Genomic DNA, 13752 nt, shown 5'->3' on the forward strand with positions numbered 1-13752 from the left:
CTCTTGACATTTCGCAAGAAATGTTATACAATCATCCTTGTCATTTTAATAAGGTCTGGTGGCGATAGCGGAGAGGACACACCCGTTCCCATGCCGAACACGGAAGTTAAGCTCTCCAGCGCCGATGGTAGTTGGGGTCCGCCCCTGCAAGAGTAGGACGTTGCCAGGCCATATCGTTCCACAGTAGCTCAGTGGTAGAGCTATCGGCTGTTAACCGATCGGTCGCAGGTTCGAATCCTGCCTGTGGAGCCAAGGAGAGCTGTCCGAGAGGTCGAAGGAGCACGATTGGAAATCGTGTAGGCGGCTAACGCTGTCTCGAGGGTTCGAATCCCTCGCTCTCCGCCATAGACTACATAACAGCATCTTTTCTTAACATGAATGGCCCGTTGGTCAAGTGGTTAAGACACCGCCCTTTCACGGCGGTAACACGGGTTCGAATCCCGTACGGGTCACCATTTTATTCAGAGCAATAATAGCAATATCCGGAGGATTAGCTCAGCTGGGAGAGCACCTGCCTTACAAGCAGGGGGTCGGCGGTTCGATCCCGTCATCCTCCACCATCTAAAACGCCGCGGGGTGGAGCAGTCTGGTAGCTCGTCGGGCTCATAACCCGAAGGTCGGAGGTTCAAATCCTTCCCCCGCAACCAAATCATAAATAATTTTCAAATGGTCCCGTGGTGTAGCGGTTAACATGCCTGCCTGTCACGCAGGAGATCGCCGGTTCGATCCCGGTCGGGACCGCCAGTCAAGGCTCGATAGCTCAGTCGGTAGAGCAGAGGACTGAAAATCCTCGTGTCGGCGGTTCGATTCCGTCTCGAGCCACCACCAGTGTGAGCCGGTCTAGCTCAATTGGTAGAGCAACTGACTTGTAATCAGTAGGTTGGGGGTTCAAGTCCTCTGGCCGGCACCACTTAATCATTGTGGAGGGGTAGCGAAGTGGCTAAACGCGGCGGACTGTAAATCCGCTCCCTCAGGTTCGGCGGTTCGAATCCGTCCCCCTCCACCATTTTATTTAATCATCATATTTGAATATGTAGGGGCATAGTTTAACGGTAGAACAGAGGTCTCCAAAACCTCCGGTGTGGGTTCGATTCCTACTGCCCCTGCCATTATTTTACCTCCATCATGGCGATTGTGGCGAAGTGGTTAACGCACCGGATTGTGGCTCCGGCATTCGTGGGTTCGATTCCCATCAGTCGCCCTTTTTTTGTTTTCTTGGGCTATAGCCAAGCGGTAAGGCAACGGACTTTGACTCCGTCATGCGCTGGTTCGAATCCAGCTAGCCCAGCCACGCGGAAGTAGTTCAGTGGTAGAACATCACCTTGCCAAGGTGGGGGTCGCGGGTTCGAATCCCGTCTTCCGCTCCATTGGCTTTATGGCGGTATAGCCAAGTGGTAAGGCAGAGGTCTGCAAAACCTTTATCCCCGGTTCAAATCCGGGTACCGCCTCCAAATATTTCACATCGTGCCGGTGTGGCGGAATTGGCAGACGCGCACGACTCAAAATCGTGTTCCTCACGGAGTGCCGGTTCGACCCCGGCCACCGGTATCAGAGAAAAGGCGATATGGCGCCTTTCTTAGCGGATTTTTCCGTTAGGAAAGGCGTTTTTCTTTGGTTGAAAATCGTTATACTGCGTACGATTCGGTCGTTGTGCGGTGAACCTACGAAACCACCAAAGGAGGCGTATACGATTGGTAAGAAGGCGAAATAAACTAGATGACACGATTCTACAGAAAACAGACGCTGCAGCGGTAGAGGATTACGAAAGCGCGGTAAGCCTTTTCCTGCGAGAACTGAAGGTGCGGAATCGAAGCGAGTACACCGTAAAATATTATGCACGCGAATTACTCAAAGCCGGCGGTATGTTAGAGCGGGCGGGCGTTGATACGAGTCCAGAACGAATAACCGCGAAGGATATTAAAACACATATTATATTGCGGATGATGGACGAAAAACGCAAAGACACAACCGTTAACGCTAGACTGCGCGCTTTGCGAGCGTTCTTTAATTACCTCGTAGACGAAAAGTTAATCAAAGAAAGTCCGTTCAATACCGTGTCGCTAGTTACGCAGCAATCTCGGTATATCGAGTCATTCACGAAAGAGCAAATGCGGGCGTTATTAGCGGCGCCAGCTAAGGAGACGTTTACCGGGGTACGTGATTATACGATAATGCTTATCATGCTTGAGACGGGCGTTCGCCTTCGAGAGCTAACGGAGGTATCGCTAAAAGACATTCAGTGGGCAGACGACAGCGCTATTAAAGTACACGGTAAAGGCGCAAAAGACCGCTTACTCCCGATACAGTCGACAGTTAAGCGTGAGTTAAGACGTTACGTGGCGGTAAGAGGTGAGCTGCACCACGATACACTTTTCGTAAATATCGACAATAAACCAGTTTCTCGCCGCGCGATACAAACCGCTATTCATAAGTACGGCGTTCTAGCCGGTATTTCAAACGTAAGGTGCAGTCCGCACACCTTACGCCATACTTTCGCGAAAATGAGCGTTCAAAACGGCGCGGACACCTTTACGTTACAGAAGATACTAGGGCATGAGACCTTAGATATGGTGCGGAGATACGTCAACTTCTTCTCGAAAGACTTAGCGGTAAACCATAAGAAATTCTCGCCAGTTGAGCGTTTATTTTAGGCGTTTGTTTTAAGCGTTTGTCGAAACCTAAAGAAGCCCGGCCTTAGCGGTCGGGGTTTTTTGCGTCCGTTTCTTTTATGTATTCGATTAGATCGCACGGCGTGACGTCTAGTCCAGTATAAATGTCAACGAAAACATGTACATTTTCGCTTGTTTAAGAATGTACAAAATCACTCGGATTCTTTCGTTAAATGATCCTTCAAACGATAAGAATCGCCCATAATTGTGACTAATTTTGCAAGAGAAAAACGGTTCTTACGGTATTTTGGGGAATACCAACACCTTTTACACTATATACATTTCTGTTAATTTTAAATGGATGTACCATAGTATAGGACTCGAATTATAAGTAATTCAAAACTCGCTCGCCCATACATCATTCGTTTAATTGTTTTTAACCGATTAACATGTCCTTCAACGAAACCGTTGCTTTCTTTTAATTTGCAAGCATGCATGACAGATGGCAAATCGATCATTAAACGCTCTATAAACTTTTTCGTGTAATACAAGCTCACGGAGACCTTCTTCGTCAAGATTTGAAATTATTTCCCGAAACCCTTGTAGGAATGCAAAGAGAGGCTGTAGTTTTGGAAAACGCTGTAACATCTCGTTTAAAATCATTCGTTCTTTGTCTGAGATGCTTTTCGCTTACCATAAAATACGACGAATCTCCCTTCGAGAATAATAGGTGGGTGCTTTATGTGGGATGCCTTGTTTACGTTCCTTGCGCTTTTTTTCAATATGCATGCGAACAGAGCCAAATGTTCCGTAAAATCCATGTTCTTTTATGATTTGAAAAATCATTCGGACAGTATGACCGGCTGTTTCTAGCTCCTTGATTTGATCTTTCCATTTTTCAACTGGTAGAGGTGAGGTTTTCGCGTTACGTATTCTGGCTGGTCTCTTTGAAGGTCAGCTGTGACAGTGCGTGGATCGATTTTCAGGGTTTGAGCAATTGCTTGCTTTGTATGGCCATACTTTTTAAGAGATATTACTTGCACACACGCTCCCATTTGCTATCCATAGTCGGTCTTTTTTTGCACACCTTTTCTGATTGTAAAGCACTGGTAGAGAACACAATAGCTCGAAGTGCTTCTTCCATACGCACCGTTCTTCGCTGATAAGGTTTAAGCCAAGAGTGGCGCTCAGTAAATACTTTTTTTACATTATTGATATTTCGACAAAAACTACTTTGCCGTTTTGAGGTATATGGTAATTGACCGACTTTGAACAGGTAAATCAGCTATTTTACGCATATAGGAACTATGTCTGCTACTGGAAGTGATGGAACAGTGAGGGCATCGCGCTGAGGAACTGGGAAGAAAAGCAACAATATCTAATGATTTGGAAGTATCATAGACGGACACAACTTCTTAGCGAGAATGCAGATGCTGAAGCAAGTTATGCATAAAATCCACTTCCTTTTTATATAAAAATTCTCTCATCTCTTTTAAATGAAACTCCTCAAATGTGCCGTAAGAACCGTTTTTATTGTGCCATAAACCCACCTTTTAACAATATGAACGAACAAACCCCTAAATGATCAACAACTGGTCTGCAAATTTGACCAGTTTATTTTAATTGTTCATTTTCGCTGAGGTGCTTTTTACTTTGGTTTGAACTATGTATTGGAAACTTCCTCCTTACATATTGCGTGAATTTTATCATAATAGTAAGATTATGGAGATAGATAAATGGGGGAATTCTGCAGTTGCAGAACGCGACAGTAAAGGTGGGACATCAATGAAAAAAATATGTACAACGTTAACAATCGTCCTGGTGGTGTTTGCCTTAGGGGCGTGTAGCGACCCTAAAGCGGACGCGATTTCTTATGCTGAATTAACAGAGAGAGAAGATGCTATATTGTCGACGATTTCTGATCAATCGTTTGTGTTTGATTTCAATGTAGACAGTCCATACGAAGAGGTATCTGTCTGGATTGAGAAATATGAATTAGGTGAATTGGTTAATGAACAAGTAAGTCAAGTCACAACAGATATCAAGGAAAGCGGCTCAATAATTGTGGCAAGCTCAAAAAATGATCATGAAAAGCATAAAGCCTTTCATCTAAGTGTTCGTAGTAACAACAGCTTTGCTTCAGTAGAAGGTTTTGATGAAGATGCGGCTGAACTAGAAAATATGTCGAGTTCCTCTTGGGGGCCTCATATGGGCGAGATCACCGTGGACGAAGGGGAAATCGTTCTGGGGCATATTGTTTATTCGAATGACGCAAATAACATGAGTATTTCTGTCGCGAATTTTTATGAAGATGTTAAGGAACGTAAGAAAACGTTGGAAGACATTGATGTTGCTTACTTGCTTAAAGCTGAATTTATGAAGTAAGTGCTTAGAAAAGTAAGCTTTAGCCTGAATAACAGGTCTGTCGCTGTGTTTATGGCACAATAAAAACGTAATGAACGCCTATGCAGTGGAATAAAGAGAAAAATGCCGGGTTTACGACGGGCACCCCATGGTTGAAGGTCAATCCGAATTACAAGGAAATCAATGTGGAAGATGAAATGAAAAACCCTGAATCGATCTATCCCTACGTCTAATAGAATCGCGCTAAGTAAAAATATCATTTGGCATATAGTATACATTTGGCATAATCGTTTCAAAAACAAGCACGTAGCCAACGCGACTGTCGTTATGCGATCAACTGCCTCAGAACACAGAATGAATACTGAAGAATGACTAATGATTTTTAGCAGCGCTAAATAACGATATCAGTAAGCATCTTTCATGTTATTTTTTTCCAACTAAAATAAGCCTTCACCACTAAATCATTGGGAAGAGGCTTGCTCTGCTATCAGCGATCACCTTTCGATCCCCTCGTGTTACTTTAACCCCCGCTACTTTCGGCAATTTAGCTAACGAAGGTTGCAGACCCTTTGTCCAATACGCACTAAAGTCAAAAAACTAGATGATTCCCCGTAGGGTTTCATCTAGTTTTCTTGATTTATATGAGCTGATACACTCTCGCCTCATACGGCATGAGGCTCGTTTGGTCAGCAGGATTGTCATCATTATTGCTTAACCGCAATTGAAACTCTTGATCCTGCAATGACTCTGGCAGTTCAAATTCCGCTTTCTCATTGAACAAGTTGGTCAGAATGATAAATTTTTCACTTCCAAGTGTTCGTGTATAGGCGAAGACTTGGTCATGATCCCTTAAGATCAGGTCATAGCGACCATAAATTAGCGTTTCCTCTGCCTTTAGTGTAAGAACCATTCAACTTCGAAGTAGCAATGTTTTCCTGAAGGACGACTTTTCATAGTGACAAAAACCAGATATATAATGGATGTTGTCTGTGATCAGTTATGTTAAAATTCAGATTAATCATGATGCTTTTGACAAAATTAGTTCGAAAAGTGAAGGGGTGTTCTTTTGGGATCAAGAATAATGCATTACTGTATTTCGTCTATCATAGCCGATAAAATAAAAATTAACGATCAAAGTGAATTTTTGTTAGGCGGGATTGCACCAGATATACACGGACTCATGGGCGTTCGAAAAGGCGTCACGCATTTTAAGGATATAGACGAGGCTGGGGAAAGTTATATTAATTATGTAAGATTTTATGAAACATATAAACATGCAATGAATGAACCTTTCTATTTAGGGTATTTGTGTCATTTAATTTCCGAGGATGTGTGGCTGGATTTCTATTTGAAGAAAAATGGGGAGATTTCTTCTGACCAAAACAACAAAATATTACAAACAACATATCGTGACTTTAGGAGGTTAAATGGCAGGATGATTGAATTATATTCTCTGCAATTACATTCGCACACCATCCCTAGCGTTAAAATAGAAGGATACAATGCCAATTATTTAGTCAAGTTGCTTGAATTGTTGCACGAAGATTTTACAATCGATCATGATTTAATGAACGAACCATTAGAATTATACAGTAACGATGAAATCATTGATTATATCGACAAATCGGTTGAGAAAAGCATAGACTTTGTAGCTCCTTTGACAGCAGTCAATCCGTAATCGTTCACTTTCCACTAACAAAACGCTCAGGCAAACTTTCATGCGGTCGAAAAAGGAGACATATTGAGCCTTTCCTAAATTAAAAAAACAGAGGAGGGGCTAATTTTTCCACAGCGATGACCCTGGCCTCGATAATCACTTGTGTTTTAGTCTTAGAAATTATTTTTACGTTCTTGTTGACAAAATACCTGACGGGGTATATTATAAGCATTGTCAGACGGACACGGCGATGCATGTGGCGAACTTGATAAGAGGGTTGACACCCGCTTTTTATTTTATTATTATTAATACCCATAGGGGTAACGGTAAAAAACGAAAACATAGGAGGATGAACATGTCTGAGAAGAAAAAAACAACCATTGTACTATTTAGTGGTGATTATGATAAAGCAATGGCAGCCTATATTATTGCCAACGGAGCGGCTGCCTACGATCATGAAGTGACGATTTTTCACACGTTTTGGGGTTTGAATGCCTTGCGTAAAGATGAGCCCATTGAAGTGAAAAAAGGTTTTATGGAAAAAATGTTTGGCAAAATGATGCCTAGAGGTTCTGACAAGATGGGTCTTTCAAAAATGAATTTTGCTGGTTTTGGACCAAAAATGATCAAAAGTGTCATGAAAAAGCATAACGCAATGAGTTTACCGAGCTTAATTGAGATGGCGCAAGAACAAGATGTTAAGCTGGTGGCTTGTACGATGACCATGGATTTATTAGGCCTGCAAAAAGAAGAACTGTTAAACGATATCGAATATGCAGGGGTTGCAGCTTATCTTGGTGATGCTGAAGAAGGAAACGTAAACTTGTTTATATAATCATGCTGGATTTCTGCTTCATGATTTGGAGGTCATAGAATGGACTATGTGAATTACGTTATTTTTGCGCTCATTCTCATCTTTATTGTTCAGCGATTTATTCCCGTCAAAGGGGTTAAGAATATTTCAACTGCAGAACTGAAGACAGAGTTAAAAGACAAAAGCAAGCAATTCGTCGATGTTCGCACAACAGGTGAATTTAAAGGGAATCATATTCAAGGCTTTAAAAATATTCCCCTTCATACCATTGGACAAAAAGCAGCCAAGGAACTTTCAGTGGATAAAGAAGTTATTGTCATCTGTCAAAGCGGGATGAGAAGTCAAAAAGCAGCGAAGACTTTAAAGAAATTAGGCTTTTCACATGTAACTAATGTCAAGGGCGGCATGAGTGCCTGGAGATAACTTGACCATCATTAAAAAAGAAAGAGGATGATCCATTATGAAAGAAATATCTGCAAAAGAATTGCAAAACTTACTAGAGGAAAATAAAGAAGTTAATATGATCGATGTTCGTGAAGTGGATGAAGTCGCTGAAGGAAAAATACCCGGTGTAGTGAACATTCCATTAGGTTTGGTTGAAGCTCGTATGCATGAGTTAGATCAAGCAAAAGAATATATTATGGTTTGCCGTTCTGGTGGTAGAAGTGGTCGTGCGACAGAATTTCTTGAAAGCCACGGCTTCAATTGCATTAATATGACTGGCGGCATGCTAGCGTGGGAAGGCGAAACAGAGTAATTTTTTTTAAACTCTAATATACCCGTACTGGTATTTAGGTTGTGGTAGAGCAAAGCGAATGGTGTGTTGAAGTCGGAAGGTAAATGGATGAAAAGATATAGTGTTGTTGGAGAAACTAAAACATAAGGAGAGAAAACGATGAACAAAATCACTGTGTATACGACAACGCAATGTCCATATTGTGTGATGCTGAAAAATTTCTTAGTTGAGCAAAATGTCGCCTTTAAAGAGGTGAACATGGAAAAGGACCCTGCAGCTATGCGGTATGTTGTTCAAACAACAGGACAAATGGGTGTGCCACAAACAGACGTGAATGGGACGTGGATTATGGGCTATGACCCAAGTCGTCTTATGAAAGCTTTAGAGAACTAAACATCATATTTTTTTGGCAAAAATAATACCATAGGGGGTAAAAATATATGACTGTAAAAATGATGACAGCACATGAAGTGACACAAAAGGTGTTCAATAAAGAGGAGCTATTCATTTTAGATGTTCGTAATGAAGATGCATTTGAAGATTGGAAGGTTGAAGGAGAACATTTTTCATACTTGAACATTCCTTATTTCGAACTTTTGGAAGGCGTTGAAGGCATCCTAGATAAAATCCCGGCAAATCAAGAAACGTTAGTTGTCTGTGCAAAAGAAGGCTCATCGGTCATGGTGGCAGAGATGCTATCTGAAGCAGGTTTGGCAGTGTCATATCTTCAAGGGGGGATGAAAGCCTGGAGTGAACACTTAGAGCCTGTCAAAGTCGGCGACTTAAAAGATGGCGGAGAAATTTATCAATTTGTTCGTATTGGTAAAGGCTGCCTTTCTTATATGGTCATCTCGGATGGTGAAGCAGCGATCATTGATGCCACGCGTATGACAGATGTTTTTGTAGACTTTGCTGCAAGTAAAGGAGCGAAGATCACAAATGTATTGGATACCCACCTTCATGCGGATCACATCTCTGGGGGCAGAAAGATTGCTGAACGAACAGGGGCAACATACTGGCTGCCACCGAAAGATGCCGAAGAAGTAACGTTTGACTATGGAGCTTTAGAAGATGGTCATGTTGTAACGGTTGGGAATACTGCAATTGACATTCAAGCCCTATATTCGCCAGGACACACAATCGGGTCCACATCCTTTGTGATTGATGAGCAATTCTTATTGTCTGGTGATATCTTATTTATCGATTCGATTGGTCGACCAGACTTAGCCGGGAAGGCTGAGGATTGGGTTGGCGATTTAAGAAAAAGTCTCTATTCTCGCTACAAAGAGTTGTCAGAGGAGCTTATTGTCTTGCCAGCACACTTTATGATCATCGATGAATTAAATGAAGATGGGAGCGTCGCTGAAAAACTAGGCACTCTCTTTGCAAAAAACCACGGTTTAAATATTGAAGACGAAGCAGAGTTTAGAAAGTTAGTTACAGAAAATCTACCACCACAACCGAATGCATACCAAGAAATTCGTGAAACAAATATGGGTAAAATAACGCCAGAAGAAGAAAAGCAAAGAGAAATGGAAATTGGACCGAACCGTTGTGCTGTACGTTAATGATTAATCTAAATTTAAACTAAAAATCATTGGAGGAATGAAAAATGAACGTGACAAAAGTATTAGATGCAAAGGGATTAGCTTGCCCAATGCCAATCGTTAGAACTAAGAAGGCGATGAATGAATTAGAATCTGGTCAAATTTTAGAAGTACACGCAACAGATCAAGGCTCTAAAAGTGATATTACTGCCTGGGCGAAATCTGGAGGACATGAGCTCCTAGATAGTACAGAAGAAAATGAGGTATTAAAGTTTTGGATTAAGAAAGGTTAAATAAAAGGGAGCCATGTACATGGTTCCCTTTACTCAAGGGGGGAAGTTCATGGATTTTGCATTTATTATTACGATATTCTTAATTGGTTTTATCGGATCTTACATTTCAGGGATGCTTGGTATAGGCGGATCCATTATTAAATATCCAATGTTGTTATATATTCCGCCATTATTCGGTGTAGCCGCATTTACAGCGCATGAAGTATCAGGAATTAGCGCAGTTCAAGTGCTTTTTGCCACGATTGGCGGTGTATGGGCCTACCGAAAAGGCGGTTATTTAAATAAATCGTTGATCGCTTATATGGGTGTTAGTATTCTTATCGGTAGTTTTATTGGCGGATACGGCTCGAAATTATTATCTGAAGGAGGAATCAATCTCACCTACGGCATATTAGCGTTAATCGCTGCGGTGATGATGTTTGTCCCTAAAAAAGGGATTGATGATATTCCATTAGATCAAGTGAAGTTTAATAAATGGTTGGCAGCGTCTCTCGCTTTAATTGTTGGTATTGGAGCGGGAATTGTTGGAGCAGCAGGGGCGTTCTTATTAGTACCCATTATGCTAGTCGTGCTTAAAATTCCTACACGTATGACGATCGCATCGTCATTAGCAATTACTTTTATCTCATCTATTGGTGCAACCGTAGGAAAAGTGACAACCGGACAGGTCGATTACTTTCCAGCTGTCATTATGATTATTGCAAGTTTAATTGCATCGCCTTTGGGTGCGAACGCAGGTAAAAAGGTAAACACGAAGGTTTTACAAGTCATATTAGCAGTATTGATCGCAGCTACCGCGATCAAGATATGGATGGATATATTCTAATGTATAAATGAAATAAGGGTTGGAAGGAACACACCGTCAAGATTCATTTTCACAAAGCTTTTTATGTGGAGCCAGTAGAAACGGCAAGTTGATCAAGCGTAACTTGTTGTTTCTATTGGTTGGGCAATGATCTGTTTTTTTACTAAAAGTTGCAAAGCCTGATGACTAACACTGTTAGCTGTTCTCCGTTGGCTTGATCATCCTCGCACAAACTCTTCACCATCTCTTGAAAGAACCGCTACCATTAAAAGTCCATCTCGTTAAAAAAGGAAGGAGGAGCGCTAGTATGGAGTACAATGCTCAGTTGAAGAATAGAATGAAAAGAATCGAAGGACAAGTGAGAGGCTTAATACGTATGATGGAAGAACAAAAAGATTGTCGGGATGTCGTCACGCAAATGTCAGCCGTAAGAAGTGCTCTCGATCGTACCGCGGCCTTAATGGTAAGTACAAACCTTGCATACTGCATTCGTAATGAAAAGCAAGCTGGTGAAAGCTCTGAACACCTCATCAACGAAGCTGTTCATTTACTTGTGAAAAGTAGATAACCCTGATACTAAATAACTCATTTTCTAAAGGCAGGCTTGATATAAAAGGGTGGTAAAACGACGAGTATGTAAACCCCTGCTCGTCGTTTTCATTATAATTGTGCAAATACTTTCAGACACAGGCTTTAAGTATTTGTGTATTTTCTTAAAACTCGATACATACTCGCTGCCGCTCACGGACTTTGACTACACTTTTCTTCGTGAAAGTCAGTCACTTTCAGTTTAGTATTTAAAATGCATCACATACAATGATATGGTTAAATACAAAAGCAAAGTCGCCATCACAGGGGCAAAAATGGGTAGGGGGAGGAAATATGAACATAAGAGAAATAAAAAAGACTGATGCTGAAAAATTCGCTCTTTTAATTAAGGAAATTGAAGAAAGCTCGCAATATATGCTTTGGGAGGCTAGGGAAAGAAAAGTTGATATTGCAAAGCAAGCTAAAGAAATAGACGCTATCGAAAAAAGTGAGAATTCCACGATATTCGTTGCAGATCATGCCAATGAACTTGTTGGCTTCCTACTTGCTAAGGGCGGAAGTGCAAGAAGAAACAAGCATTCAGTATACATAGTCGTAGGAATTTTAACTCATTACAGAGGAAAAGGCGTAGGCACCAAATTATTTAAGGAATTAGAAAAATGGGCAAAGGACCATCATATCCATCGCATAGAGTTAACGGTTGTTACGGAAAATAAGGCAGGTCTATCTTTGTATAAAAAGCAAGGATTTCAAGTAGAAGGCACGAAAAGAAATTCTTTGTTCTTGAACGGAGAATATGTGGATGAATACTATATGTCAAAATTGGTATAGTCATCTTCTTTAGGTCAATAGCTGCTCCCGTAAACAAGAATTCGGGAGCATACTGATACTTGCGATACATAGATTTATAGGCCTTTTTCAGAAATGCGCATTTAAAAATCATTTGATTACAAACCTTTTTATTTTTCTGATAATAACTTGTTTTCGCAGTAAGTCTATGATAGTGTAATGTTACCGATAACAAGTGGTAATGCTTAACTTTATTTGTTTTATAAAGGGGTGTGACAATGGGAATGTCTAAGACGTCTGTGCCTAAATCAGATGTAAAAAAAGAATTAAGGCAAAAGAGAAAAACCTCGTTTTGGAAAGATATTAAAAATGGTTGGCAGCTTTATGTCATTTTTGCTTTGCCTCTTCTGTACATCCTAGTTTTTAAGTATTATCCAATGTACGGGGCAATTATCGCATTTAAAGATTATAACCCTATTGACGGCATTTTTGGCAGTCCGTGGGTAGGCATGAAGCACGTTATTGAGTTTTTTAATTCCTATGAGTTTTGGCGAGTGATGAATAATACGATTATCCTAGGCATTTATCAAGTGTTAGCTACTTTTCCACTCCCGATTGTTTTGGCATTAAGTCTAAATTATGTGTATAGCGCACGATTTAAAAAAGCAGCGCAAATGATTACTTATGCGCCACACTTTATCTCTGTTGTTGTGATGGTGGGGATCATATTAGTGATTCTCGACCCAAGGGGACCTGTGAATCAATTGCTTGGAACGATGGGCATTAGCGAAATTAACTTTATGGGCGAACCTGGTCTCTTTAAATCGATCTTCGTTTGGTCAGATGTTTGGCAAAATGTAGGGTTTGCGTGCATTATATACTTGGCAGCTTTGGCAGGAATTAACCCGCAGCTCCATGAGGCGGCGATTATTGACGGTGCCTCTAAGTTAAAAAGAATCTGGCATATCGATATTCCAGGAATTTTACCTACAGCGGTCATTATTCTCATCTTAAATATGGGTGGCTTTTTAGATACAGGCTTTGAAAAAGTATTATTGATGCAAAATTCACTTAATATTTCCGCATCAGAAGTCATCGACACGTATGTATATAAAATAGGTCTAACCGCTATGATTCCACAATATTCGTATTCAGCAGCCATTGGCTTATTTAAAGCAGTTGTAGGTCTTATTCTAATTGTAAGCGCAAACAAAATTGCTAAGGTAATCACAAAACAGGGCTTATGGTAATTTAAGCACGATATTAGAAAGGAAATAAATTTGCAAACAATAATCAAAAACTACAATTAATTAATTGAAATTTCACAATTGAATGTCGAGCATCTTTAAAATAAACCTTGATGCAGACAAGATACGGAATAATTTGCAAGATTATTTTGAAGGAGTATTTTACCGCTTTAAAATGTTGGTTGTTTATATGATAGCATCAATGATTTTTAAATTGATTTGGCTAAGTGAAAAAGTTGTGCTTATGGCAGCTCGTGAACGGTTCATATCCATTGCGAAATGAGGGCTAAGAAAAGCACCTATGATCAATGGTCATTAGCCCAATCAATAAATCCTAGGCGT

General features: G+C 40.8%; 16 protein-coding genes, 15 tRNA genes, 1 rRNA gene and 1 pseudogene. 30 read left to right on the forward strand and 3 right to left on the reverse strand.

Annotated features, from left to right (window positions below; genetic code table 11):
• Positions 1–54 precede the first annotated feature (54 nt).
• The 17 genes from rrf (at position 55) to G4V62_RS02015 (ending at position 2651) form a co-directional block, all read left to right on the forward strand.
• Positions 55–169, forward strand: a 5S ribosomal RNA gene (gene rrf, locus G4V62_RS01935).
• An 8-nt stretch (positions 170–177) separates the two neighbouring features.
• Positions 178–252 (forward strand) — tRNA-Asn (locus G4V62_RS01940).
• A 1-nt stretch (position 253) separates the two neighbouring features.
• A tRNA-Ser gene (locus tag G4V62_RS01945) sits at positions 254–345 on the forward strand.
• Between the two features lie 35 nt (positions 346–380).
• A tRNA-Glu gene (locus G4V62_RS01950) sits at positions 381–455 on the forward strand.
• A 29-nt stretch (positions 456–484) separates the two neighbouring features.
• Positions 485–560 (forward strand) — tRNA-Val (locus tag G4V62_RS01955).
• A 10-nt stretch (positions 561–570) separates the two neighbouring features.
• A tRNA-Met gene (locus G4V62_RS01960) sits at positions 571–647 on the forward strand.
• A 21-nt stretch (positions 648–668) separates the two neighbouring features.
• Positions 669–744 (forward strand) — tRNA-Asp (locus G4V62_RS01965).
• Positions 745–749: 5 nt separating this feature from the next.
• A tRNA-Phe gene (locus tag G4V62_RS01970) sits at positions 750–825 on the forward strand.
• A gap of 9 nt (positions 826–834) precedes the next feature.
• Positions 835–910: transfer RNA gene (locus tag G4V62_RS01975), tRNA-Thr, on the forward strand.
• A gap of 12 nt (positions 911–922) precedes the next feature.
• A tRNA-Tyr gene (locus G4V62_RS01980) sits at positions 923–1006 on the forward strand.
• Between the two features lie 29 nt (positions 1007–1035).
• Positions 1036–1109: transfer RNA gene (locus G4V62_RS01985), tRNA-Trp, on the forward strand.
• Between the two features lie 19 nt (positions 1110–1128).
• Positions 1129–1201 (forward strand) — tRNA-His (locus G4V62_RS01990).
• A gap of 15 nt (positions 1202–1216) precedes the next feature.
• Positions 1217–1291 (forward strand) — tRNA-Gln (locus G4V62_RS01995).
• Position 1292: 1 nt separating this feature from the next.
• Positions 1293–1367: transfer RNA gene (locus G4V62_RS02000), tRNA-Gly, on the forward strand.
• A gap of 10 nt (positions 1368–1377) precedes the next feature.
• Positions 1378–1451 (forward strand) — tRNA-Cys (locus tag G4V62_RS02005).
• A 15-nt stretch (positions 1452–1466) separates the two neighbouring features.
• A tRNA-Leu gene (locus G4V62_RS02010) sits at positions 1467–1548 on the forward strand.
• A 143-nt stretch (positions 1549–1691) separates the two neighbouring features.
• Positions 1692–2651, forward strand: coding sequence for a tyrosine-type recombinase/integrase (locus G4V62_RS02015; RefSeq protein ID WP_212508633.1), 960 nt, complete (start codon positions 1692–1694; stop codon positions 2649–2651).
• A gap of 311 nt (positions 2652–2962) precedes the next feature.
• Here the strand turns inward: G4V62_RS02015 and G4V62_RS02020 are convergent, their stop codons facing one another.
• Together G4V62_RS02020 and G4V62_RS20765 are read right to left on the reverse strand one after the other, a co-directional pair.
• A complete protein-coding gene (locus G4V62_RS02020) occupies positions 2963–3166 on the reverse strand; it encodes a transposase (RefSeq protein ID WP_376768250.1) in 204 nt (67 codons plus the stop codon).
• Positions 3167–3838: 672 nt separating this feature from the next.
• Positions 3839–4018, reverse strand: a complete 180-nt coding sequence (locus G4V62_RS20765) for a transposase family protein (RefSeq protein ID WP_376768251.1) — start codon at positions 4016–4018, stop codon at positions 3839–3841.
• 313 nt (positions 4019–4331) lie between these two features.
• On the opposite strand from G4V62_RS20765, the gene G4V62_RS02025 reads away from it, so the two are divergent.
• Both G4V62_RS02025 and G4V62_RS20245 read left to right on the forward strand, forming a co-directional pair.
• Positions 4332–4994 carry a YgaN family protein gene (locus G4V62_RS02025; RefSeq protein ID WP_212508634.1) on the forward strand — a complete coding sequence of 221 codons (663 nt, stop codon included), beginning with the start codon at positions 4332–4334 and terminating at the stop codon, positions 4992–4994.
• A gap of 74 nt (positions 4995–5068) precedes the next feature.
• Positions 5069–5200: pseudogene (locus tag G4V62_RS20245) on the forward strand (alpha-amylase family glycosyl hydrolase); the annotation flags it as partial.
• Between the two features lie 410 nt (positions 5201–5610).
• Here the strand turns inward: G4V62_RS20245 and G4V62_RS02030 are convergent.
• Positions 5611–5883, reverse strand: a complete 273-nt coding sequence (locus tag G4V62_RS02030; RefSeq protein WP_165199101.1) for an alpha-glucosidase C-terminal domain-containing protein — start codon at positions 5881–5883, stop codon at positions 5611–5613.
• A 156-nt stretch (positions 5884–6039) separates the two neighbouring features.
• On the opposite strand from G4V62_RS02030, the gene G4V62_RS02035 reads away from it, so the two are divergent.
• The 11 genes from G4V62_RS02035 (at position 6040) to G4V62_RS02085 (ending at position 13413) form a co-directional block, all read left to right on the forward strand.
• Positions 6040–6651 carry a hypothetical protein gene (locus G4V62_RS02035; RefSeq protein ID WP_165199102.1) on the forward strand — a complete coding sequence of 204 codons (612 nt, stop codon included), beginning with the start codon at positions 6040–6042 and terminating at the stop codon, positions 6649–6651.
• Positions 6652–6985: 334 nt separating this feature from the next.
• On the forward strand, positions 6986–7465 hold the full coding sequence (locus G4V62_RS02040; protein ID WP_165199103.1) for a DsrE/DsrF/DrsH-like family protein: 480 nt from the start codon (positions 6986–6988) through the stop codon (positions 7463–7465).
• Positions 7466–7504: 39 nt separating this feature from the next.
• Complete coding sequence (locus G4V62_RS02045) at positions 7505–7867, forward strand: rhodanese-like domain-containing protein (protein WP_165199104.1); 363 nt, start codon at positions 7505–7507, stop codon at positions 7865–7867.
• A gap of 37 nt (positions 7868–7904) precedes the next feature.
• Positions 7905–8201 carry a rhodanese-like domain-containing protein gene (locus tag G4V62_RS02050; RefSeq protein ID WP_165199105.1) on the forward strand — a complete coding sequence of 99 codons (297 nt, stop codon included), beginning with the start codon at positions 7905–7907 and terminating at the stop codon, positions 8199–8201.
• A 138-nt stretch (positions 8202–8339) separates the two neighbouring features.
• On the forward strand, positions 8340–8573 hold the full coding sequence (locus G4V62_RS02055) for a glutaredoxin family protein (protein WP_165199106.1): 234 nt from the start codon (positions 8340–8342) through the stop codon (positions 8571–8573).
• A 47-nt stretch (positions 8574–8620) separates the two neighbouring features.
• Positions 8621–9748, forward strand: a complete 1128-nt coding sequence (locus tag G4V62_RS02060) for an MBL fold metallo-hydrolase (RefSeq protein ID WP_165199107.1) — start codon at positions 8621–8623, stop codon at positions 9746–9748.
• A gap of 44 nt (positions 9749–9792) precedes the next feature.
• Entirely contained in the window at positions 9793–10020 is a 228-nt protein-coding gene (locus G4V62_RS02065) for a sulfurtransferase TusA family protein (protein ID WP_165199108.1), read from the forward strand.
• A gap of 49 nt (positions 10021–10069) precedes the next feature.
• Positions 10070–10846, forward strand: coding sequence for a sulfite exporter TauE/SafE family protein (locus G4V62_RS02070; protein ID WP_165199109.1), 777 nt, complete (start codon positions 10070–10072; stop codon positions 10844–10846).
• A 286-nt stretch (positions 10847–11132) separates the two neighbouring features.
• Positions 11133–11393: a metal-sensitive transcriptional regulator gene (locus G4V62_RS02075; RefSeq protein ID WP_165199110.1), complete on the forward strand. Its 261-nt coding sequence runs from the start codon at positions 11133–11135 to the stop codon at positions 11391–11393.
• Positions 11394–11707: 314 nt separating this feature from the next.
• Positions 11708–12205, forward strand: coding sequence for a GNAT family N-acetyltransferase (locus G4V62_RS02080; protein ID WP_165199111.1), 498 nt, complete (start codon positions 11708–11710; stop codon positions 12203–12205).
• Between the two features lie 242 nt (positions 12206–12447).
• Positions 12448–13413: an ABC transporter permease gene (locus G4V62_RS02085; RefSeq protein ID WP_165199264.1), complete on the forward strand. Its 966-nt coding sequence runs from the start codon at positions 12448–12450 to the stop codon at positions 13411–13413.
• The last annotated feature ends 339 nt before the right edge of the window (positions 13414–13752 follow it).

Source organism: Litoribacterium kuwaitense (genome assembly GCF_011058155.1).
In the GTDB taxonomy this organism is placed as follows: Bacteria; Bacillota; Bacilli; order Bacillales; family DSM-28697; genus Litoribacterium; species Litoribacterium kuwaitense.

Coding starts and splice junctions, on each gene's coding strand:
- G4V62_RS02025 (WP_212508634.1), top strand. CDS start 4,332: ATGGAGATAGATAAATGGGGGAATTCTGCAGTTGCAGAACGCGACAGT.
- G4V62_RS02030 (WP_165199101.1), bottom strand. CDS start 5,883: ATGGTTCTTACACTAAAGGCAGAGGAAACGCTAATTTATGGTCGCTAT.
- G4V62_RS02040 (WP_165199103.1), top strand. CDS start 6,986: ATGTCTGAGAAGAAAAAAACAACCATTGTACTATTTAGTGGTGATTAT.
- G4V62_RS02045 (WP_165199104.1), top strand. CDS start 7,505: ATGGACTATGTGAATTACGTTATTTTTGCGCTCATTCTCATCTTTATT.
- G4V62_RS02050 (WP_165199105.1), top strand. CDS start 7,905: ATGAAAGAAATATCTGCAAAAGAATTGCAAAACTTACTAGAGGAAAAT.
- G4V62_RS02055 (WP_165199106.1), top strand. CDS start 8,340: ATGAACAAAATCACTGTGTATACGACAACGCAATGTCCATATTGTGTG.
- G4V62_RS02060 (WP_165199107.1), top strand. CDS start 8,621: ATGACTGTAAAAATGATGACAGCACATGAAGTGACACAAAAGGTGTTC.
- G4V62_RS02065 (WP_165199108.1), top strand. CDS start 9,793: ATGAACGTGACAAAAGTATTAGATGCAAAGGGATTAGCTTGCCCAATG.
- G4V62_RS02070 (WP_165199109.1), top strand. CDS start 10,070: ATGGATTTTGCATTTATTATTACGATATTCTTAATTGGTTTTATCGGA.
- G4V62_RS02075 (WP_165199110.1), top strand. CDS start 11,133: ATGGAGTACAATGCTCAGTTGAAGAATAGAATGAAAAGAATCGAAGGA.
- G4V62_RS02080 (WP_165199111.1), top strand. CDS start 11,708: ATGAACATAAGAGAAATAAAAAAGACTGATGCTGAAAAATTCGCTCTT.
- G4V62_RS02085 (WP_165199264.1), top strand. CDS start 12,448: ATGTCTAAGACGTCTGTGCCTAAATCAGATGTAAAAAAAGAATTAAGG.